General features: G+C 60.1%; 21 protein-coding genes. 10 read left to right on the top strand and 11 right to left on the bottom strand.

The features are described from left to right. The 3 genes from ACR0CU_RS17725 to ACR0CU_RS17715 form a co-directional block, all read right to left on the bottom strand. Positions 1-91: GTP-binding protein (locus ACR0CU_RS17725; RefSeq protein ID WP_215675807.1), on the bottom strand; the 91-nt coding region annotated here is incomplete at its 3' end. A 116-nt stretch (positions 92-207) separates the two neighbouring features. Continuing rightward, on the bottom strand, positions 208-798 hold the full coding sequence (locus ACR0CU_RS17720) for a hypothetical protein (protein WP_170448914.1): 591 nt from the start codon (positions 796-798) through the stop codon (positions 208-210). 97 nt (positions 799-895) lie between these two features. Beyond that, positions 896-3,244: a DNA topoisomerase IV subunit A gene (locus ACR0CU_RS17715; RefSeq protein ID WP_170448912.1), complete on the bottom strand. Its 2,349-nt coding sequence runs from the start codon at positions 3,242-3,244 to the stop codon at positions 896-898. Between the two features lie 199 nt (positions 3,245-3,443). Between ACR0CU_RS17715 and ACR0CU_RS17710 the strand changes: the two genes are divergently transcribed. The 6 genes from ACR0CU_RS17710 to ACR0CU_RS17685 all read left to right on the top strand — a co-directional run bounded on the left by ACR0CU_RS17710 (position 3,444) and on the right by ACR0CU_RS17685 (position 7,822). Then, complete coding sequence (locus tag ACR0CU_RS17710; RefSeq protein ID WP_254437635.1) at positions 3,444-4,070, top strand: SH3 domain-containing protein; 627 nt, start codon at positions 3,444-3,446, stop codon at positions 4,068-4,070. A gap of 68 nt (positions 4,071-4,138) precedes the next feature. Then, on the top strand, positions 4,139-4,966 hold the full coding sequence (locus tag ACR0CU_RS17705; RefSeq protein ID WP_170343446.1) for an SDR family NAD(P)-dependent oxidoreductase: 828 nt from the start codon (positions 4,139-4,141) through the stop codon (positions 4,964-4,966). A gap of 80 nt (positions 4,967-5,046) precedes the next feature. Further along, the gene (locus ACR0CU_RS17700; protein ID WP_170361566.1) at positions 5,047-5,250 is read left to right on the top strand and encodes a twin transmembrane helix small protein; all 204 of its coding nucleotides are present in this window, start codon (positions 5,047-5,049) and stop codon (positions 5,248-5,250) included. Then, positions 5,251-5,823: a cob(I)yrinic acid a,c-diamide adenosyltransferase gene (locus tag ACR0CU_RS17695; protein WP_093965304.1), complete on the top strand. Its 573-nt coding sequence runs from the start codon at positions 5,251-5,253 to the stop codon at positions 5,821-5,823. It begins immediately after the preceding gene. A 311-nt stretch (positions 5,824-6,134) separates the two neighbouring features. Continuing rightward, a complete protein-coding gene (locus ACR0CU_RS17690; RefSeq protein ID WP_005981402.1) occupies positions 6,135-6,893 on the top strand; it encodes an electron transfer flavoprotein subunit beta/FixA family protein in 759 nt (252 codons plus the stop codon). Beyond that, positions 6,893-7,822: an electron transfer flavoprotein subunit alpha/FixB family protein gene (locus ACR0CU_RS17685; RefSeq protein WP_170448910.1), complete on the top strand. Its 930-nt coding sequence runs from the start codon at positions 6,893-6,895 to the stop codon at positions 7,820-7,822. The genes ACR0CU_RS17690 and ACR0CU_RS17685 overlap by 1 nt, the downstream gene beginning before the upstream one ends. A 49-nt stretch (positions 7,823-7,871) precedes the next feature. On the opposite strand, the gene ACR0CU_RS17680 is transcribed toward ACR0CU_RS17685, so the two are convergent. Then, on the bottom strand, positions 7,872-8,699 hold the full coding sequence (locus ACR0CU_RS17680) for a DUF6473 family protein (protein ID WP_217356874.1): 828 nt from the start codon (positions 8,697-8,699) through the stop codon (positions 7,872-7,874). 166 nt (positions 8,700-8,865) lie between these two features. Between ACR0CU_RS17680 and ACR0CU_RS17675 the strand changes: the two genes are divergently transcribed. Continuing rightward, positions 8,866-9,741 (top strand): 3-hydroxybutyryl-CoA dehydrogenase, encoded by an 876-nt coding sequence (locus tag ACR0CU_RS17675; protein WP_170361563.1) that lies wholly within the window; start codon positions 8,866-8,868, stop codon positions 9,739-9,741. A 56-nt stretch (positions 9,742-9,797) separates the two neighbouring features. Here ACR0CU_RS17675 and ACR0CU_RS17670 read toward each other — a convergent pair whose 3' ends face one another. Genes ACR0CU_RS17670 through ACR0CU_RS17640 form a run of 7 tightly spaced genes read right to left on the bottom strand, consistent with a single transcriptional unit; the run spans position 9,798 to position 15,219 of the window. Then, positions 9,798-10,697, bottom strand: coding sequence for a lysophospholipid acyltransferase family protein (locus ACR0CU_RS17670; RefSeq protein ID WP_480643554.1), 900 nt, complete (start codon positions 10,695-10,697; stop codon positions 9,798-9,800). A 41-nt stretch (positions 10,698-10,738) separates the two neighbouring features. Next, positions 10,739-11,008: an HPr family phosphocarrier protein gene (locus ACR0CU_RS17665; RefSeq protein WP_170343440.1), complete on the bottom strand. Its 270-nt coding sequence runs from the start codon at positions 11,006-11,008 to the stop codon at positions 10,739-10,741. A gap of 17 nt (positions 11,009-11,025) precedes the next feature. Beyond that, positions 11,026-11,418 carry a PTS sugar transporter subunit IIA gene (locus tag ACR0CU_RS17660; RefSeq protein ID WP_093965293.1) on the bottom strand — a complete coding sequence of 131 codons (393 nt, stop codon included), beginning with the start codon at positions 11,416-11,418 and terminating at the stop codon, positions 11,026-11,028. Further along, positions 11,415-12,296 (bottom strand): RNase adapter RapZ, encoded by an 882-nt coding sequence (gene rapZ, locus ACR0CU_RS17655; RefSeq protein ID WP_170448904.1) that lies wholly within the window; start codon positions 12,294-12,296, stop codon positions 11,415-11,417. Before rapZ ends, ACR0CU_RS17660 begins: the two co-directional genes overlap by 4 nt. Beyond that, positions 12,293-12,715, bottom strand: coding sequence for an HPr kinase/phosphorylase (locus tag ACR0CU_RS17650; protein WP_254437156.1), 423 nt, complete (start codon positions 12,713-12,715; stop codon positions 12,293-12,295). The genes rapZ and ACR0CU_RS17650 overlap by 4 nt, the downstream gene beginning before the upstream one ends. 51 nt (positions 12,716-12,766) lie before the next feature. Further along, on the bottom strand, positions 12,767-14,479 hold the full coding sequence (locus ACR0CU_RS17645) for a sensor histidine kinase (protein WP_170361560.1): 1,713 nt from the start codon (positions 14,477-14,479) through the stop codon (positions 12,767-12,769). A gap of 35 nt (positions 14,480-14,514) precedes the next feature. Next, the gene (locus ACR0CU_RS17640) at positions 14,515-15,219 is read right to left on the bottom strand and encodes a response regulator transcription factor (protein WP_093965290.1); all 705 of its coding nucleotides are present in this window, start codon (positions 15,217-15,219) and stop codon (positions 14,515-14,517) included. 346 nt (positions 15,220-15,565) lie between these two features. On the opposite strand from ACR0CU_RS17640, the gene ACR0CU_RS17635 reads away from it, so the two are divergent. From ACR0CU_RS17635 to ACR0CU_RS17625, 3 genes are all read left to right on the top strand, one after another. Beyond that, positions 15,566-17,164, top strand: coding sequence for a phosphoenolpyruvate carboxykinase (locus ACR0CU_RS17635; protein WP_480643551.1), 1,599 nt, complete (start codon positions 15,566-15,568; stop codon positions 17,162-17,164). A gap of 348 nt (positions 17,165-17,512) precedes the next feature. Continuing rightward, positions 17,513-17,830, top strand: a complete 318-nt coding sequence (locus ACR0CU_RS17630) for a hypothetical protein (protein WP_480643549.1) — start codon at positions 17,513-17,515, stop codon at positions 17,828-17,830. Between the two features lie 32 nt (positions 17,831-17,862). After that, positions 17,863-18,405 carry a hypothetical protein gene (locus ACR0CU_RS17625; RefSeq protein ID WP_254430024.1) on the top strand — a complete coding sequence of 181 codons (543 nt, stop codon included), beginning with the start codon at positions 17,863-17,865 and terminating at the stop codon, positions 18,403-18,405. Positions 18,406-18,407: the final 2 nt, after the last annotated feature.

Genomic DNA, 18,407 nt, shown 5'->3' with positions numbered 1-18,407 from the left:
CTGCGGTCAGCGTCGTCTTGCCGTGGTCAACGTGGCCAATCGTGCCAATGTTGACGTGCGGTTTTGTACGCTCAAACTTTTCCTTTGCCATTCCTCAGGCGCCCTTTTGCGATTTGGGGGACCCTTGGTCCCGTGGTTACATCTGCGCGCGCGAGATATTTGGTTCAAAGCGGAAAATCAAGCACATCCTGAGGGAAATCCTCAAAACTATGCCGGGTTTTGTACCGCCTGTCCGGATTCAATCGGTTGGATCAGGCCGGAGCGCAGGTCGAACCAACCATTGTCCTTGTGCTCTTCAGCCAGCCATTCCTCGACGCGGTCCGCCACTTTCAGTGCCAAACCGCTCATCTGCTCTTCCTTGGTGCGTTCGTTGCCCGAGCCCTTCAGAGCGCTGCCACCGGTGGTATCTTCGAGGACCTGAAACTGCTTGCCCTTGGCCAGAAACTCTTTCTTGCCGACATCATAGACGTTGACCAGAACGATCGCTGTGCTTTTGGGGTTGTAGATCACCGGAATACCAGGAGGCGCCAGCATATAGCCTTCGAGGCTGATCCCGATGTCATACTCCTGCGAGCCCTGATAGCGACCAAGGCGGATATCGACGGCCTTCTGGATCGCTTCGGTCCATTCCTGGGGCGTCGCATCCCGCGACACCGGCCCCTGGACAGCCTTGTCGGCAAACGCATAGTTCACGCGCAGCTTGAATTCGCCCAGATCTTCCGGCTCTTCATAGAGTTGCGTCTGCGTGCAGGCGCCCACCAGGGCCAGTCCGGTAATCAGGGTCAGAATGCGCAGCATTGTCTCGTCTCGATAGGCCTGTTTTTCTTTGATCTAGCGCACCGATGCAGCATGTGCCAAGCCGTATCTGCAGATTTCCACCGTGGTCGGCGCACGATCACGAGAACTTGTAATCGCGCGGGAACCCATAGGGCGGTTTTTTTCCGACGCTTGCGCGCTTTGCCAGCCATTGAGACATATCTGCCTCATGCCGCGTCTTGTCGCCGCCCATTGACCATTTCAAACCGTCCTCCCAGTTGAACGTCGTCAGGTCGGACAGGCCACCATCCAGCTCCAGCGTGCCCTGGCGCCCGCGCGCCATGTTGTATTTCTGCAGACGCACGCCCTTGCCCCGCGTCATCTCGGGCAGTTCGGAGACCGGGAACACCAGAAACTTGCCATTCTGTGATACCACAGCGACGTGATCGCCCTCGATCGGCTTACAGATCACCGCGCGCTCGTCATCCTTGACGTTCAGCACCTGTTTGCCGTTGCGGGTCTGGGCCAGCACCTCGTCCTCGGGCACCATGAACCCGTTGCCCGCATCCGAAGCAACCAGCAATTTGCGCCCCGGCTTGTGGATCAGGATATCGACGATCTGCGCCTCGTTGGGCAGATCGACCATCAGGCGCAGCGGCTCACCCATTCCCCGGCCACCGGGAAGGTTCGCGGCGCTGACCGTGTAGACCCGCCCGTTCGATGCGAAGACCAGCAGCCGGTCGGTGGTTTCCGCATGGAAGATGAACCGCGGCCCGTCGCCGTCCTTGAACTTCAGCTCGCGGTTCAGGTCGATATGGCCGGTCATGGCGCGGATCCAGCCCATCTGCGAGCAGACGACCGTGATCGGCTCCTTGTCGATCATCGCCTCAAGCGGTACGTCCTCGACCTCGCCTGCTTCGGCAAACCGGGTGCGACGCGCGCCGCCCTCATAATCCTTGCCGAAGGTCTTCTTGGTCTCTTTCAGCTGCTCGGCGATCTTGGCCCATTGCAGACCCTCATCCGCCAGCAGATCCTCGAGTTCTGCGCGCTCTTCCATCAGCGCGTCACGCTCACGGACCAGTTCCATCTCTTCGAGCCGACGCAGGCTGCGCAGGCGCATGTTCAGGATCGCGTCGACCTGAACTTCGGACAATTCGCCCTCGCCCGGCTTGGGCGAGACATAGTCGGCCTCGCTGGTGGCGCGGACATGGTCGATACCCCAGTTCTCGCGCATCAGGGCGGCCTTGGGGTCGTCGTCATAGCGGATGATATCAATCACGCGGTCGAGATTCAGGAAGGCAACGATAAAGCCCTCCAACACCTCCAACCGGTGGTCGATCTTGGCCATTCGGTGACGCGAGCGGCGCAGCAGCACCTCTTGCCGGTGATCGAGGAAGGCGCGCAGCACTTCCTTCATCGAACAGACCTTGGGCGTCACCCCGTCGATCAGCACGTTCATGTTCAGGCTGAAGCGCACCTCGAGATCCGAGTTGCGATACAGCATGTTCATCAGCACCTCGGGGTCCACGTTCTTGGAGCGCGGTTCGAGGATGAGGCGGATGTCGTCGGCGGATTCGTCGCGCACATCGCCCAGGATCGGGATCTTTTTGGTCTGGATCAGCTCGGCGATCTTTTCGATCAGCTTGGATTTCTGAACCTGATACGGGATCTCGGTGACCACGATCTGCCACTGGCCGCGGCCCAGATCCTCGACCTCGTATTTGCAACGCAGCCGGAACGATCCGCGCCCGGTGCGATAGGCCTGCGCGATATTCTCGACCGGTTCTACGATTACGCCGCCCGTTGGGAAATCGGGCCCCGGCACATAGTTCAGCAGCGTGTCGTCACGCGCGTCGGGCGTCTTGATCAGATGCAGACAGGCGTCGCACAGCTCGGCGATGTTGTGGGGCGGGATGTTCGTCGCCATGCCCACGGCAATGCCTGAGGCGCCATTGGCCAGAAGGTTCGGGAACTGTGCCGGCAAGACGACAGGTTCGGTCAGCGTGCCGTCATAGTTGTCGCGGAAATCGACGGCGTCCTCGTTCAGCCCCTCCAGCAACGCCTCGGCAACGATGGTCATCCGGGCCTCGGTGTAGCGCGAGGCCGCCGGGTTGTCGCCGTCGATATTGCCGAAATTCCCCTGCCCGTCGACCAGCGGGTAGCGGACGTTGAAATCCTGCGCCAGACGCGCCATCGCGTCATAGATCGCCGCGTCCCCGTGCGGGTGATAGTTACCCATCACGTCACCCGAGATCTTGGCCGACTTGCGGAACCCGCCCGAGGAGCTGAGTCGCAGCTCGCGCATAGCGTAGAGGATTCGCCGGTGAACCGGCTTCAGCCCGTCGCGCGCATCCGGCAGCGCGCGGTGCATGATGGTGGAGAGAGCATAGGTCAGATAACGCTCGCCAATTGCCCGGCGCAGCGGTTCGGCCACCTCGCCCCCGGCGTCGGGGGCCTCCATGTTGGGGTCGTCGATCGTGTCGTTCATAGATGATGTGATACGACGCCCGGCGCGCGTGGTAAAGCAACCAAGGCATATTTTGCTGGGGACAAGTCGGGGTTTTTGCAACAGGGGGAGCCAACCCGGCGATTTCCCCCGATTTTCGACTCGGGACCCGAACTATGGTAGGATCCCAACAATTGAATGCTGCCTTTTTCTTGTTGTTATGATTACCGGGGGATGCGCCATGACGCGCCTTATGCTTGTTACTTTTGCCATGCTCGGCTGGTTCTTCTACGTCATGAGCGGTGGATCCGAATTCGAACCGCGCGGAACCCGCGCCGAGGCACCACCCATCGTTGCGGCAGCTGAGAAACCCGAGCCCAGGCCACTGGTCCCCTCCCCGGCAACCGAGCTTGTGACGAAAGTGGCCCTGCGCCCCGCCAAGCCGTCCGAACCTAAGCCGGAACCGATCCCCGCCGCCGATGCCGTCGATACCGAGGCGTTGCTAGCGCAGATCGCGGCCGGTTTGAATTCTGATCTGTCCAGTTTCGACAATACCGGCGCCACCTTTTCGCTGGCGTCGCTGGATGAAAACGCGGCCGTCCAGGTTTTGGACACCGACGCCGAACCGGAAACCGCAGCCGCCCCTGCACCCGCAGAGCCGCCGAAAGACATCCGCATCGTGTCCGGCACCCGCGTGAACATGCGCGACGGCCCCGGCACGATCTATCCGATCATCGGCAAAGCGCGGATGGGTCAGCAGGTCGAAGTTCTGAGCGAGTCCGGAACCGGCTGGCTGCGCCTGCGCGTGTTGCCCGAGCAACAGGTTGGCTGGATTTCCTCCTCGTTGATCCGAAAAAGCACAAATTGACGTGATGCCGTCATTGCCGGAGGCCGATCCTCGCAATAGTTTTTGCCGAGGACGACTTTGGGGCAGACATGCAGAAATCCATCCTCATCACCGGATGCTCATCCGGCATTGGTCTGGACGCGGCACACGGGATGCGTGCACGCGGATGGCGCGTGTTTGCCGCCTGCAGACATCAGCGCGATTGCGACAGGCTGAGGGCTCAGGGCTTTGACAGCCCAAGAATCGACTATACCGATGCCGAAACGATCACTTCGGGATTGGCCAGTGTTCTCGAAGCAACGGGCGGCACGTTGGACGCGCTGTTCAACAACGGTGCCCATGGGCTGCCCGGCGCGATCGAAGACGTGCCCACCGACGGGTTGCGCCATATCTTCGAGACCAATGTTTTTGGCTGGCACGAACTGACCCGCCAGGTGATACCCGTCATGCGTGCACAGGGCCATGGCCGCATCGTGCAGAACTCGTCGGTACTGGGTCTGGTCGCCTTTCCCTGGCGCGGTGCTTACGTCGCCACGAAATACGCAATCGAAGGCCTGACCGATACGATGAGGCTGGAGCTGCGCGGCACCGGCATCAAAGTGGTGCTGATTGAACCCGGCCCCATCACCTCTAAGCTGCGCGAAAAAGCCATACCGATTTTTGAACGGTTCATAGATTGGGAAAACTCGGCCCTGCGCGACAAGTATGAGGGGTCGCTGCTCAAACGTCTGTACGAAGACTCGGGCCCCGACCGGTTCGAGCTGCCGGCGTCTGCGGTAACCGATAAACTTGCCCGCGCGCTCGAGGCAAAGTCGCCCAAGGCTCGGTACTACGTGACCACACCGACCTATATCGCGGGTTATCTGCGCCGCATTCTGCCAACGGGCACGATAGACCGCATCCTTTCGGGTATCTGAGACGAAATTACCCGTTCGCTTTCGCGGGCCGCCCCGCTAGATGGTGCGCAAAGGATACAACAAATGCGGACGGTGAGTTCATGGACCTTCTAATGGGCGTACTTCTTTTGGCGATGGCGGCGGTCGTCGTTGTTCTGGCCATCGGCATATCCAATTTCGGCAAGGGCGGCATGGAGGCCGCCAAGAAAAGCAACAAGATGATGCGGCTGCGCATCCTGTTTCAATTCATTGCCGTGGTACTGATCGTGCTCTACGTCTATCTGCGTGGACAGGGAGTGCAGTAGATGGTCGTTCTGAACAAGATTTACACCCGCACCGGGGACGATGGCAAAACCGCGTTGGGCAATGGCGAACGGGTTGCGAAATACTCGGGCCGAGTGGCGGCCTATGGCACGGTGGACGAGTTGAACGCCTTTGTCGGCGTGGCGCGCACCGAGGCCGAGGGCGAGGTCGATGCGGCGCTGGCCCGCATTCAGAACGATCTTTTCGACCTGGGTGCTGATCTGTGCCGCCCCGACATGGAAAAAGACGCCGAGGCCGACTACCCGCCCCTACGGATCGCACCGGCCCAGATCGACCGTTTGGAATCGGAAATCGACGCGATGAACGCCGACCTCGAGCCGTTGCGCAGCTTCATCTTGCCGGGCGGATCAAAGCTGGCGGCGCATCTTCATGTCTGCCGCACGGTCTCGCGGCGCGCCGAGCGCCTGTCTGTCGAACTGACCAACATGGAACCGGTGAACGAGGCCGCGGTGAAATACCTCAACCGCCTCAGCGACTGGTTCTTCGTGGCAGCCCGCTGCGCCAACAACGGCGGTCGCGATGACGTCTTGTGGGTTCCGGGCGCGAACCGCTGAAAGCGGCGCAACGTCCAGCGGACGTTGTGTCGACCGGAACGGCGAAGCGGCGGCCCGAAGGGCGGGCGCGGCCCGCTGAGACAAAAACTTCTTGAGAGCGATTTCGCACCATCCGGCGCGGCAAAACCGCCCATCGGCCGGGTAACAATATTTCGTTCCTTCACGTCAAAAAGCGTGAAACGCGACGTCCCCACGACATGACGTGACGATTTTGCCCTGTCCCGACGCCCCGCAAGGCGCTATCTAGGCCGACGAGAGCATTGGTGGAGTCGCATTGCGGCTTGCCGTTTTTGTAAGGAGCGTACGCAAAAATGAAGGTACTTGTGCCTGTCAAGCGCGTGATCGACTACAACGTGAAAGTTCGCGTCAAAGCGGACGGCAGCGGTGTTGATCTCGCCAATGTCAAAATGTCGATGAACCCGTTCGACGAGATTGCCGTCGAAGAGGCGATCCGCCTGAAAGAAGCCGGCAAAGCCGACGAGGTCGTGGCCGTTTCGATCGGCGTCAAGCAGGCGCAGGAAACGCTGCGCACCGCGCTGGCCATGGGTGCTGACCGCGCCATTCTGGTGGTCGCCGCGGATGACGTCCACCAGGACATCGAGCCGCTGGCGGTTGCCAAGATCCTGGCCAAGGTGGTTGAGGAAGAGCAGCCCGGCCTGGTTCTGTGCGGCAAGCAGGCGATCGACAACGACATGAACGCCACCGGCCAGATGCTGGCGGCACTGCTGGGCTGGAGCCAGGGCACCTTCGCGTCCGAACTGGACATCGAAGGCGACACCGCCAAGGTCACGCGTGAAGTTGACGGCGGTCTGCAGACCATCAGCGTCAAGATGCCGGCCATCATCACCGTCGACCTGCGCCTGAACGAGCCGCGCTATGCGTCGCTGCCCAACATCATGAAGGCCAAGAAAAAGCCGCTGGATGAAAAAACCGCCGCCGATTACGGCGTCGACGTCACGCCGCGCCTCGAAGTCGTCAAGACCGAAGAGCCGCCGGCACGCGCCGCTGGCATCATCGTGGGCTCGGTCGACGAGCTGGTCGGGAAACTCAAAGAAGCGGGGGCTGTGTAATGGCTGTACTTCTGCTTGCCGAAGTCAACAATGGCGAACTGGCGATGGACGCAACCGCCAAGGCGGTCACCGCAGCCAAGCAGCTGGGTGACGTGACCGTTCTGGCCGCGGGCGGCTCGGCCGCCGCTGCCGGCGAAGCCGCCGCCAAGATCGACGGCGTGTCCAAGGTCCTAGTCGCCGAAGACCCGTCGCTGGGCCACCGTCTGGCCGAATCGACCGCCGCGCTGATCGTCGGCTTGGCCGACGGCTATGAGCATATCGTGGCGCCCGCCACCACCGACGCCAAGAACGTGATGCCGCGCGTGGCCGCGCTGCTGGACGTGATGGTGATCTCGGACGCGTCGGGCGTGGTGGACGGCTCGACCTTCGAGCGCCCGATCTACGCGGGCAACGCGATCCAGATCGTCAAGTCGAACGATCCCAAGAAAGTCATCACCTTCCGTACGGCCAGCTTTGATGCAGCCGGCGAAGGCGGATCGGCCTCGGTCGAGACCGTATTGGTCGGTGAAAACCCCGGCTTGTCGGAATGGGTCGAGGACAAGGTCGCCGAAAGCGACCGCCCGGAACTGACCTCGGCCGGCGTCGTTGTCTCGGGCGGCCGTGGTGTTGGCTCGGAAGAAGACTTCAAACTGATCGAAGCCCTGGCCGACAAGCTGGGCGCGGCGGTTGGTGCCAGCCGTGCGGCAGTCGACTCGGGCTATGCCCCGAACGACTGGCAGGTGGGTCAGACCGGCAAGGTCGTTGCACCCGATCTGTACATCGCGGTTGGTATTTCGGGTGCGATCCAGCACCTGGCCGGCATGAAGGATTCGAAGATCATCGTCGCGATCAACAAAGACGAAGAAGCTCCGATCTTCCAGGTCGCGGACTACGGCCTAGTCGCCGACCTGTTCCAGGCCGTGCCGGAACTGACCGAAAAGCTGGGCTGATACGTCCAGACTTCGAAACGATCAAGGCCCGCCAATCGGCGGGCCTTTTTCATTCGAGGTCTCGGATCGCAGGCAGCAAATGTTCTGCAATGGCCCGGTGCGTGGCCGGTCCGATCATATGTTCCGCCATCGGTTGCTGCATCGTGCCGAACAGCATGTCCTCAAGATCATCCGAAGCACCTGAAGGGCGCACCGTCATCTTCACGGTTGGCACCCCTCCATCCGACACCCCATCAATCATGGCCTGTGTAATTGGCACCGGATCAGATACCCCCCGCGCATCCAGCCCGACTGCCGGGCTGTGATCCCAGTCCAGCCACAGCAGCAGAACCCGGCTGGTGACGTTGTCCAACAGGGTGCGAAGAGCCTCTGCCCAAGCCCGCCGCAACTCGGCGGCCACCACTTCGAAGCGTGCGTCCGAAAATGCCGACAACCTGGACATTAGGTGCCGCACAAAATGAACGTCGGCGAAGTCAACTTCGGGGTACAACGCGGAAAGGTCCGAGGTTGCCTGGAGGACCCGATCATTGCGTCGGGGATGAACACGGTAGAACCGGTTGGACTGGTTCAGCGCCGATGGCAATTGCAACACGCAAAGATCGGCGCCATTCATCAGGCTCAGAATTTCCGGATCCCGCGCCAATCCCTCGGCACCCGTGAACAGACTGCCCAGATTCAGACACTGCTTTTTCAGCCGCTGCTCCAACGCGGCGGGAAACGGAGAATCGACCAACCGACCGAATGTCTCGGTGCCGCCGACGCAGGCCACATATGGCACCCGCAACACTCGCTTTGGCCCGCGAAACCACAGTTTTGACGTCCCATACCGGCAGACGGATTCCTCGACACCGGTCGCGCCCGACTCATGATAACTCATGTCAGCCACCCATTTTTCTTCACCCAATTGCCATTCTGCGGCCTTAGGTGTTTAGAAAACTCTAATGTGCGCATTTGAAGCGAATTGGACCGGTCCCACCCCCTTGCCGCCCAACCCGGACTGCCGATAATGTCCCACTGAACCTTGATGCGGAAGGCAGTTCAATATGGACGTGAAATCAGTAGGAGTAATCGGCGCGGGCCAGATGGGCAACGGAATCGCCCATGTGATGGCGTTGGCAGGGTATGACGTTCTGCTGAACGACATCAGCCAGGATGCGCTGGATGCTGCCATTGAAACGATCAAGGGCAACTTGGCTCGTCAGGTGTCACGCGGCAAGATCGGTGACGACGAGATGCAGGCCGCACTGCAGCGGATCAAGACCACGCTGAACCTTCCCGAGATCGGCCAGACGGACCTCGTGATCGAAGCCGCGACCGAACGTGAGGCCATCAAGCAGGCGATTTTCGAGGATCTGCAGCCGCATTTGCAGGCCCACACGATCCTGACGTCGAACACTTCGTCCATTTCGATCACACGGCTTGCCAGCCGGACGGATCGGCCGGAGCGTTTCATGGGGTTCCACTTCATGAACCCGGTTCCTGTCATGCAATTGGTCGAGTTGATTCGCGGTATCGCCACCGACGAAGAGACCTTTGCCACCTGCAAGGCGGTGGTGGATCGGTTGGGCAAAACCGCCGCCAGCGCCGAGGATTTTCCGGCCTTCATCGTGAACCGTATCCTGATGCCGATGATCAACGAGGCCGTCTATACCCTGTATGAAGGTGTCGGCAGCGTTCAGTCGATCGACCAGTCGATGAAGCTGGGCGCCAATCACCCCATGGGTCCGCTGGAACTGGCCGATTTCATCGGGCTGGACACCTGTCTGGCCATCATGAACGTCCTCCATGATGGGTTGGCGGATACAAAGTACCGCCCCTGCCCGTTGCTGACGAAATACGTCGAGGCCGGCTGGCTGGGCCGCAAGACCGATCGCGGGTTTTATGACTACCGTGGCGAGGTTCCGGTCCCGACGCGCTAAACCGTCAAGGGACCGCCCCGCTCGCTTGCGATGTTTTCGCGCAAATGAACGGTGGATCAGGCTTCTGGTGACTGCCCCAAGCCCAGCGTGTGTTTTCTGAGCCAGGTCATGAATCCGCGCGGGTCGCGTTCGAGCAATTTCATGTCCTCGTCCGAAATCGGCTCTCCGATCACGGGGCCGACCGGTTTGTTGCAGGACCGGACGATCTCATGCAGCAGAAGTCCCTGACGCAAAATTGCCGATAGTTTGTTGGCAATCTGGTACCAGCGCGAATTGCTGCCAGGGAAGTAGATGGGCAGAACCTTGGCACCGGATCGCCGGATCATCTTGGCGGTGAACACGTTCCATTCGCGTTCCTGAGCCGGGCCGAACCACGTGTCCGAAGACATCACCACACCGGATGGGAACAGCGCGACGACACCACCGTTCTTGAGGTGCTCCATCGCCTTGCCCCGCATCTCAAGCATCTTGCTCTGGGCTTCGGGGTCATGTGGAAACGGGACCGGGATCATGAACGAGGTCGCGGCCTCGTCCAGCCCGGTCAGAACCGAGCGGGTCAGAATGCGATAGTCCTGGCGCACCCGTCCGATCAACTCGGCCAGGATCATGCCGTCCACCATCCCATGCGGGTGATTGGCCACTACCACAACGGGCCCCTCTTTCGGAATGCGCGCAATCTGGTGTTCGGGCGTGGTCAGGTCGATTCCCATGACACCAAGGGCACCACCCCAGAATTTCTGGCCGCGATACTTTTCATTCTGCTTTTCGAACTTGTTGACCATGCGCAGAATGGTCAGCTTGCCTGTGCACCATTCGATCGCCTTGATGGCCGTCGAGGTCCAGGCGTCGTCAAACGAATTTGCGTAGGTCAGCGTGCGGCGGTCGTAGATTTCGCCCGCTTCCGCGGTCTCGGTCACCACCGTGTTGGTCTTGGTATCGTGCGTGGTTTCCGCCAATTCCTGGTCTTCCCGTTCTTGTTTTGTGGCAGTGCCCTGCGTCAGAAACCTTCGCCGAACTTGTCGTTCACCAATGCTTCCAGCGCATCTGCCAGCGCCTCAGCATCCGGCCCGGACGTTTCGACGTCAATAGTCGTTCCACGCGAAGCCGCCAACATCAAAAGGCCCATAATGCTGTCACCCGACGCGGACATGCCGTCTTTGGACACTTCGGCGCGGGCGTCAAACCCTTCGACTACCTCGACCAATTTGGCTGAAGCGCGCGCGTGCAAGCCCTTTTCGTTGATGATTTTCAAGCTTTTGGTGGCCATATTCAATCGATCCGATGTCAGTCCAATGTCACATTTTGCGCATTGATGTACTTTCGTCCAGCCTCCATGGCCCTACGGACGGCGTCCCCGACCGGAAGTTGGCGGCTTTTGGCCAGTTTGATCAGCATCGGAAGGTTGGCGCCGTAAAGAATTCTGCGGTCCTGCGGCGCACAGGCGCGCAGGCTGAGATTCGAGGGGCTGCCCCCGAACAGATCGGTCACGACAACAACTCCGTCGCCGACATCCACAGCATCCGCGGCCCGGCAGATTTCGGCCTGCTTTTCCTCGCGATCATGATCGGCGTCGATCGACACTGCCACAAGGCCGGGTTGCTTGCCCACGACGTGCTGCATGGCCGCCAGGTATTCCTGGGCCAATCCGCCATGCGCCACGATTACAATTCCGATCAATCCGGCCTCACATTCAACGATCGACGTTCCATCTCGCGGTGTCTAATTGCCACCGGCTGCCCCTGCTCTGCAAGGGCTTTTGCGACCGCTTCGGCCATCGCGACCGAGCGGTGCTGACCCCCGGTACAGCCGAAGGCGACCGACAGGTGCGTTTTGCCCTCGGCCTTGAAGGCGGGCAGCAGAGACAGCAACAGCTCCACCACCCGTTCGAAAAAGGCGGCATAGTTTGTGTCAGCCTGAACATAGGACGCAACGTCCGGATTGCGACCATCAGCCTCGCGCAGTTCCGGACGCCAATAGGGATTGGCCAGGAATCGGCAATCGAACACCATGTCCAGACCCAGCGGCAGCCCCCGTTTGTAGGAGAAGGACTCGATTGAAACGGCCAGATGCCGGCCCCCTTCCGGCGCGAACCAGCGTTCGACCTCGGATCGCAGCTGGTGCACGTTGAGCACGCTGGTATCGATCAGAGTGTCGGCGATCTCGCGGATCGGGTCCAACAATTCCTTCTCCTGACGGATACCGGTTTCGGGGCTGGCATCGGTTGCGACCGGATGACGGCGCCGGGTTTCCGAAAATCGGCGCAACAGCACTTCGTCGCTGCAATCCAGATAAAGCGTGGATAGGTCCACCTGGCTCATCCGACCCAGTTTGGCGACTAATTCGATAAAACCGATGGTCGAGAAATCACGATTGCGGGCATCGATCCCCAACGCCATCGGCCGGGAAGGATCCGCGCCCTCCATCAAGCGCAGCAACATGCCCATCGGCAAGTTGTCGATGGCCTCATAGCCCAGATCCTCGAGCACATGAATCGCCGTCGACCGGCCCGCGCCCGACGGACCTGTCACTAGAACGATACGCGTTTGTGCTGTCATGTGCTTGGCCATTGCGGATCGACGCGCCCCATTTTCATCAGTTGAACAAGTGCTGATGCCAAGTTGGGGACGCCGGCGGCACGAAGCAAGGGAACAGGATGTCCCAGCACAAGAACCTGTCGCGGTTCCGGCAGTCGCTGGGATTCCACTTGATCCAGATCCACGATCCATTCCAACGGAACGGGGCCGCAGGCCGTGGCGCGCAGCAGGCCGACGCCGCGGGCCTCGACCAATCCTCGGATCTGAGGGACCGCATCCGCAATCACCCGGTCGCCCGACAGGGTTAGGTTTACACGATCATCGGCGACCATGTCCGCGCCGAAGCCCATCATCTGCAATGCAAGTGCCGATTTTCCGGCCCCGGACGGCCCCGAAATCAGGGCGCCGCGGCCTGCAACGGCAACGCATGTGGCGTGCATGCAGACCGGATCATCGCTAGGTTTTTCGGGAAGGCGCAAAGCGCACATCGCTCAAAGGGGAAGACCCACGACAAACCGCGCACCTTGCGGGTCCGACGTGATGTCCGCCTCGGTCGGGCGGATGTTCTCGGCCCAGATGACGCCGCCGTGGGCCTCGACAATCTGTTTCGAGATCGCAAGTCCAAGACCCGAGTTGTTGCCGAAATGCTCGGCCGGGCGCTGCGAGTAGAAGCGCTTGAAAACCTTGGTCAGGGCCTGGTCCGGAATACCGGGGCCGGTGTCTTCGACAACAACGAGAACCCGATTTTCGCGTTGGCGCACCCAAACGCGGATCGCGTCGCTTTCCTCGCAGAAGGAAATGGCATTTGTAATCAGGTTCACGAAAACCTGCGCCAGACGGGCCTCGAGCCCGTTTATGACGATGGGCTTGGACGGCAAATCCGTGATGTAGTCGATCCCCTTCGACCGGGCATCTTCGCCCAGATACTGACTGATATTGCCGATCAGCTTCAGTAGATCGAAGGGCTGTTCCTGCTCTTTGACCAGTTCAGCGTCCAGGCGGGACGCATTCGAGATGTCGCTGACAAGGCGGTCCAATCGGCGGACATCGTGCTCAATAACGCCCAACAATTTCTCGCGCTGATCGTCACGCTTGACCATTCGCAGCGTACCGACGGCCGATTGCAGGCTGGCCAAGGGGTTCTTGATTTCATGCGCGACGTCAGCCGCGAACTGTTCGTTGGCGTCTATCCGGTTGTAGAGCGCCGTCACCATTCCCCGCAGCGCACGGCTAAGCCGACCAATCTCGTCCGGGCGGGCGCTCAGGTCGGGGATGCGGATACGGCCGGGATTGACCCCAGTGCCGCGGTCCTTGCCCATTTCCGCCGCAGCGGCCAGATCCGCCAGCGGGTTCGCGATGGTCGAGGCCAGCACAAGGCTGAGACCCACCGAGACCAGCAGGGCAACGACAAACATCTGTAGAATGCGCTCCTGCTCTTTTCGAGCCAGTGCATCGATTTCTCCGGCGGGGCCAGCCATTGCGACAGCCCCCACAGGGGCGCCATCCAGAACGATTGGCGACGCCGCCACAATCACGGTGTCTCCGGCCGCATCAGACACGGCGTGAACCTGCATGTGGCCGTCCAGCGCGTTTGGTATGATGTCCTGAACCCGCTGTGCCAGCGTCGGCGCCTCGGTTTCAGATCCGGTGGTGAAAACCGAATACAGACCATTCCAGACGGCGGTCAGGGCATCAGAGATCAATGTGCTGCCGGTCGGAACATCCGCCTCGGCCTGAATCAGGCCCGGCAATTCCGACACGGTCGAGGAACCCCGTGTCCAGCCGATCAACGTGCCGGTGCTGTCATAGACGAAGACTTCGCCGCCTTCGGGGATGCTCAGCCCGGCAAGTGTCGCCTTGACGTTCAGGTCAGAAGCGTCCCGCGATCCGGCAACCTGGCGCAGCTGGGCCTCGAAGACGTTGCTGACCAGTTGCGCATCGCCGATCAGGTTCCGCGCCGTTTGCTGGACCCTCTCTTTTCGGGTGTCATCCAGATACAGCAGCCCTGCGACCAGGATCACCAAAGCAATCAGGTTGAACGTGATGATCTTGCGCGCCAGCGGCGAGTTGCGCAGCGTGAACAGAGTACGCCGCGATCGCCGCGCGCGCAGCTCGGCCGACTCTGGGTCTTGCGGGATGACCCAATCATCGCCCAGAACGACGTCACCGTCGCGCAACTCGCTGGATTGCTCGGTGTCACGCACGAAACAAATTCACCTTTGCAGAAAGCCGGCCCGGCTTATTCCTCGTTGTAACGGTACCCGATACCGTACAGCGTTTCGATAGCCGAAAACTCGGGATCAGCCGCACGCATCTTCTTGCGCAGACGCTTGATGTGGCTGTCGATGGTCCGGTCGTCGACATAGACCTGATCATCATATGCGACATCCATCAGCTGATCGCGGCTTTTGACGAAGCCGGGGCGTTGCGCCAAGGCCTGCAGCAGCAGGAATTCCGTGACCGTCAGCGAAACATCGGCCCCCTTCCAGCTGACCGCGTGACGCAGGGGGTCCATTCGCAGGTCGCCGCGCTCCATCACCTTTGCGTCCCCGGTGGTTGCAGCCGACGCATCCCCGTCGGTCGCTTCCTGACGGCGCAACAGCGCACGGATGCGTTCAACCAGAAGGCGTTGAGAGAACGGCTTCTTCACATAGTCATCCGCGCCCATGCGCAGGCCCAGAACCTCGTCGATCTCATCGTCTTTCGAGGTGAGGAAAATCACCGGCATCTGGGTTTTCTGCCGCAGCCGCTGCAGCAGATCCATGCCGTCCATGCGGGGCATCTTGATGTCCAGAACCGCCATATCCGGCAGTTTCTTGTTGAACGCATCAAGGGCTGCCTGCCCGTCATTGTAGGTTTCGACCTCGAACCCTTCGGCCTCGAGCGTCATGGATACAGACGTCAGAATGTTCCGATCGTCATCCACCAGTGCAATCTTAGACATCGGGCTGCCCCTTTACCTGCTCACTCACGATATATTTTTGCTTTTTGTAGGGCATTCTTGGCTTTTTTAAGGCCGCGAATCAATCCGGATGTACGAATCGCGCCACATTGTTCACGATCCTGCGACAAAAAGGTCGTCCTGCGCTTCCGAAAGTGCCCGGGTTTTCCGACCGGAAAATCTTGGTTGCGCTAAACCCGGCCTTGGTTGCGCTAACTGTGCCAAACCGTCCTGTTCATGCCCTAAACGGCCGTGATATGAGGCCCTTATTCGTCGGACTAACCGGCACTACGCCTCATGAGCGCAGACGGCCCCAACCGCCGCAGCGCCGCCACAGGAGAAGACACGAATGACATTTGGACGGGTAAACCCGCAGTTCCGCCTCGAAGATCAAGGCATCGAGGGGCTGGGCAATGTCTATTACAACTTGATGGAGCCGGCGCTGATTCAAAAAGCGCTCAAGCGGAATGAAGGCACGCTGGGCAATGGCGGAGCGTTTCTGGTGTCCACCGGCAAGTTCACGGGCCGGTCCCCCAAGGACAAGCACGTCGTCCGGACCGAAAGCGTGGCGGAAAGCATCTGGTGGGAAAACAACGCGGAAATGAGCCCCGATGGCTTTGACGCGCTGTACGCCGACATGCTGGCCCATATGAAAGGCAAGGACTATTTCGTTCAGGATCTGGTTGGCGGCGCGGATCCTGCCTATGCGATCAATGTGCGCATGGTTACGGAACTGGCCTGGCACAACCTGTTCATCCGGCACCTGCTGCGTCGCCCGGACCGCGAGGACCTGGACGAATTCATCGCAGATTACACCATCATCAACTGCCCTAGTTTCCAGGCGGACCCGAAAAAGCACGATTGCCGAAGCGAAACGGTGATCGCGCTGAACTTTGACCGCAAACTGATTCTCATCGGCGGCACCGAATACGCGGGCGAGAACAAGAAGTCCGTGTTTACGCTTCTGAACTACCTGCTGCCGGAAAAAGGCGTGATGCCGATGCATTGCTCGGCCAACCATGCGGTGGGCAACCCCGTCGACACCGCCGTTTTCTTCGGCCTGTCCGGCACCGGAAAGACCACGCTTTCGGCTGATCCGGCACGTGTTCTGATCGGCGACGACGAGCACGGCTGGTCGGATCGCGGGACCTTCAACTTCGAAGGCGGATGCTATGCCAAGACCATCAATCTGAGCGCCGAAGCGGAACCCGAGATCTACGCGACCACGTCGAAGTTCGGCACGGTGATCGAGAACATGGTCTTCGATCCCGAGACCCTGAAACTGGATTTCAACGATGACAGCCTGACCGCGAACATGCGGTGCGCCTACCCGCTGGAATACATTTCGAACGCCTCCAAGACGGCGCTGGGCGGGCACCCGAAAAACATCATCATGCTGACCTGTGATGCCTTCGGCGTGCTGCCGCCAATCGCGCGGCTGACCCCGGCGCAGGCGATGTACCACTTCCTGTCGGGCTTCACCTCGAAGGTTGCCGGAACCGAACGCGGCGTGACCGAGCCGCAACCCACCTTCTCGACCTGTTTCGGCGCCCCGTTCATGCCGCGCCGCCCCGAGGAATACGGCAAGCTGCTGCGCGACAAGATCGCCCAGCACGGCGCAACCTGCTGGCTGGTCAATACCGGCTGGACCGGCGGCGCATACGGCGTTGGCAGCCGGATGCCGATCAAGGCCACGCGTGCCCTGCTGACGGCCGCACTGGACGGGTCGCTGGCCGATGCCGAGTATCGCAAGGACGCCAATTTCGGCTTCGACGTTCCGGTGACGGTCCCCGGCGTGCCCGAAGTTCTGTTGGATCCGCGTCGCACATGGGACGATCAGGCCGCTTTCGACAAACAGGCGGAAAAGCTGGTGCACATGTTTGCCGAGAACTTTGAACAGTATTTGCCGTTCATCGACGAAGACATCAAAGCCGTCGCAATCGGCTGAACCGACATGCAGGGGCGCGGTTGCGTGCCCCTGCGCGCACAATAACGGGTCCTTGCAGTTATTTGTTCTTCCTGCAGTTGTAATGTGACATTGGCATGAACAAATTCGTTGCCCGCCTAAAAATCATGCAGTAAATCAAGGACCCATTACAAGGAAATAGCCCGGCGCAAAATGCACCGGGCCGAGACTGAAAAAACCTTTGGGCAGCTCGCGCGCGGACACTCACACTCGCAAGATGAGCAGCCTAATCAAGGCGGTAGTGTATTATCAAGGGGATGAGTGTCAACATGAGATATGCCGTGTGATAGGCGACTATCATGGGTCATTTGACCAAGCGGATATCAACTGGTGGCACTGGTAAAATCAGGAATGGAAATGACCGAGATCTCGAAACTGGCGGAACTGCGCAAGTTGATGCAGAGCATGGAACGCACGTTGGGGCTCGAAGAGCTTTCTCCGGTAGAGCGTGACATTTATTACGCGGCCGACGAATTGTCGAAAGACTCGCGCGAAGTCCGGACCTATGGCCTGATCGAGCACACTTTGGTGCAAAGCATTTCGCGCCCGACCTTCTTCCGCGCCCTCAAGTCGCTGGTACAGAAGGGCTACTTGTCCCAAAGCGGGAACGCCAACCGGGGACGGTATGTCGTCAACGCCCCGCGTTGACCGCTGAGCAATCCTGAAAGAAGCATGACGTGATGCGATCGTGGGCCTCTGACACGTTTTACGCTTCTTTGGCCTATATCGGCGCATCGTTTCTGACATTTTGGGTTTTGATGCCCATGCAGAACGTGTTCTTTCCAGAGTACCCCAGCCGCGCCAGCCTGTTGTTTCTTCCGCACGGCGTGCGGGTCCTTGCGGCGTGGCTCTTGGGGTGGCGTGCGATACTGGCCATGCTGCCCGGTGTCTTTCTGGTTTTCGCGACACTCGGTGGCTCGGACGTTTTTTTGACAAGCCGCCTGCTGGCCATCTTGATTGCGGTCACGACGGCGCCGGCCGTATTCTATTTGTTGAAATGGCTGGGATGGGATCTGTTTCCCGCCGCTGATCGCGCGCCCTGCTGGGCCTGCATCATGGGGGTCGGGGTCATCACGTCAATCCTGGTGTCCGGCCTGACCAACCTGGCTTTTGGCAGCGCGACGGCCGAGTATTTTGCCTTTTTGATCGGCGATCTGTCGGGACTGCTGTTCCTGATGTTCGGACTGTTTTTTGCCTTCCGCTACTTTGAGCGTAAAGGTTGAGC

The organism is Ruegeria sp. BC2, assembly GCF_056539245.1.
This window is presented reverse-complemented; position numbering and strand designations above follow the sequence as displayed.

What these genes read in the sequence shown, in the direction of transcription:
- ACR0CU_RS17720 (WP_170448914.1), bottom strand. Translation starts at nt 798, where the DNA reads ATGCTGCGCATTCTGACCCTGATTACCGGACTGGCCCTGGTGGGCGCC.
- ACR0CU_RS17715 (WP_170448912.1), bottom strand. Translation starts at nt 3,244, where the DNA reads ATGAACGACACGATCGACGACCCCAACATGGAGGCCCCCGACGCCGGG.
- ACR0CU_RS17710 (WP_254437635.1), top strand. Translation starts at nt 3,444, where the DNA reads ATGACGCGCCTTATGCTTGTTACTTTTGCCATGCTCGGCTGGTTCTTC.
- ACR0CU_RS17705 (WP_170343446.1), top strand. Translation starts at nt 4,139, where the DNA reads ATGCAGAAATCCATCCTCATCACCGGATGCTCATCCGGCATTGGTCTG.
- ACR0CU_RS17700 (WP_170361566.1), top strand. Translation starts at nt 5,047, where the DNA reads ATGGACCTTCTAATGGGCGTACTTCTTTTGGCGATGGCGGCGGTCGTC.
- ACR0CU_RS17695 (WP_093965304.1), top strand. Translation starts at nt 5,251, where the DNA reads ATGGTCGTTCTGAACAAGATTTACACCCGCACCGGGGACGATGGCAAA.
- ACR0CU_RS17690 (WP_005981402.1), top strand. Translation starts at nt 6,135, where the DNA reads ATGAAGGTACTTGTGCCTGTCAAGCGCGTGATCGACTACAACGTGAAA.
- ACR0CU_RS17685 (WP_170448910.1), top strand. Translation starts at nt 6,893, where the DNA reads ATGGCTGTACTTCTGCTTGCCGAAGTCAACAATGGCGAACTGGCGATG.
- ACR0CU_RS17680 (WP_217356874.1), bottom strand. Translation starts at nt 8,699, where the DNA reads ATGAGTTATCATGAGTCGGGCGCGACCGGTGTCGAGGAATCCGTCTGC.
- ACR0CU_RS17675 (WP_170361563.1), top strand. Translation starts at nt 8,866, where the DNA reads ATGGACGTGAAATCAGTAGGAGTAATCGGCGCGGGCCAGATGGGCAAC.
- ACR0CU_RS17665 (WP_170343440.1), bottom strand. Translation starts at nt 11,008, where the DNA reads ATGGCCACCAAAAGCTTGAAAATCATCAACGAAAAGGGCTTGCACGCG.
- rapZ (WP_170448904.1), bottom strand. Translation starts at nt 12,296, where the DNA reads ATGACAGCACAAACGCGTATCGTTCTAGTGACAGGTCCGTCGGGCGCG.
- ACR0CU_RS17650 (WP_254437156.1), bottom strand. Translation starts at nt 12,715, where the DNA reads ATGCACGCCACATGCGTTGCCGTTGCAGGCCGCGGCGCCCTGATTTCG.
- ACR0CU_RS17640 (WP_093965290.1), bottom strand. Translation starts at nt 15,219, where the DNA reads ATGTCTAAGATTGCACTGGTGGATGACGATCGGAACATTCTGACGTCT.
- ACR0CU_RS17635 (WP_480643551.1), top strand. Translation starts at nt 15,566, where the DNA reads ATGACATTTGGACGGGTAAACCCGCAGTTCCGCCTCGAAGATCAAGGC.
- ACR0CU_RS17625 (WP_254430024.1), top strand. Translation starts at nt 17,863, where the DNA reads ATGCGATCGTGGGCCTCTGACACGTTTTACGCTTCTTTGGCCTATATC.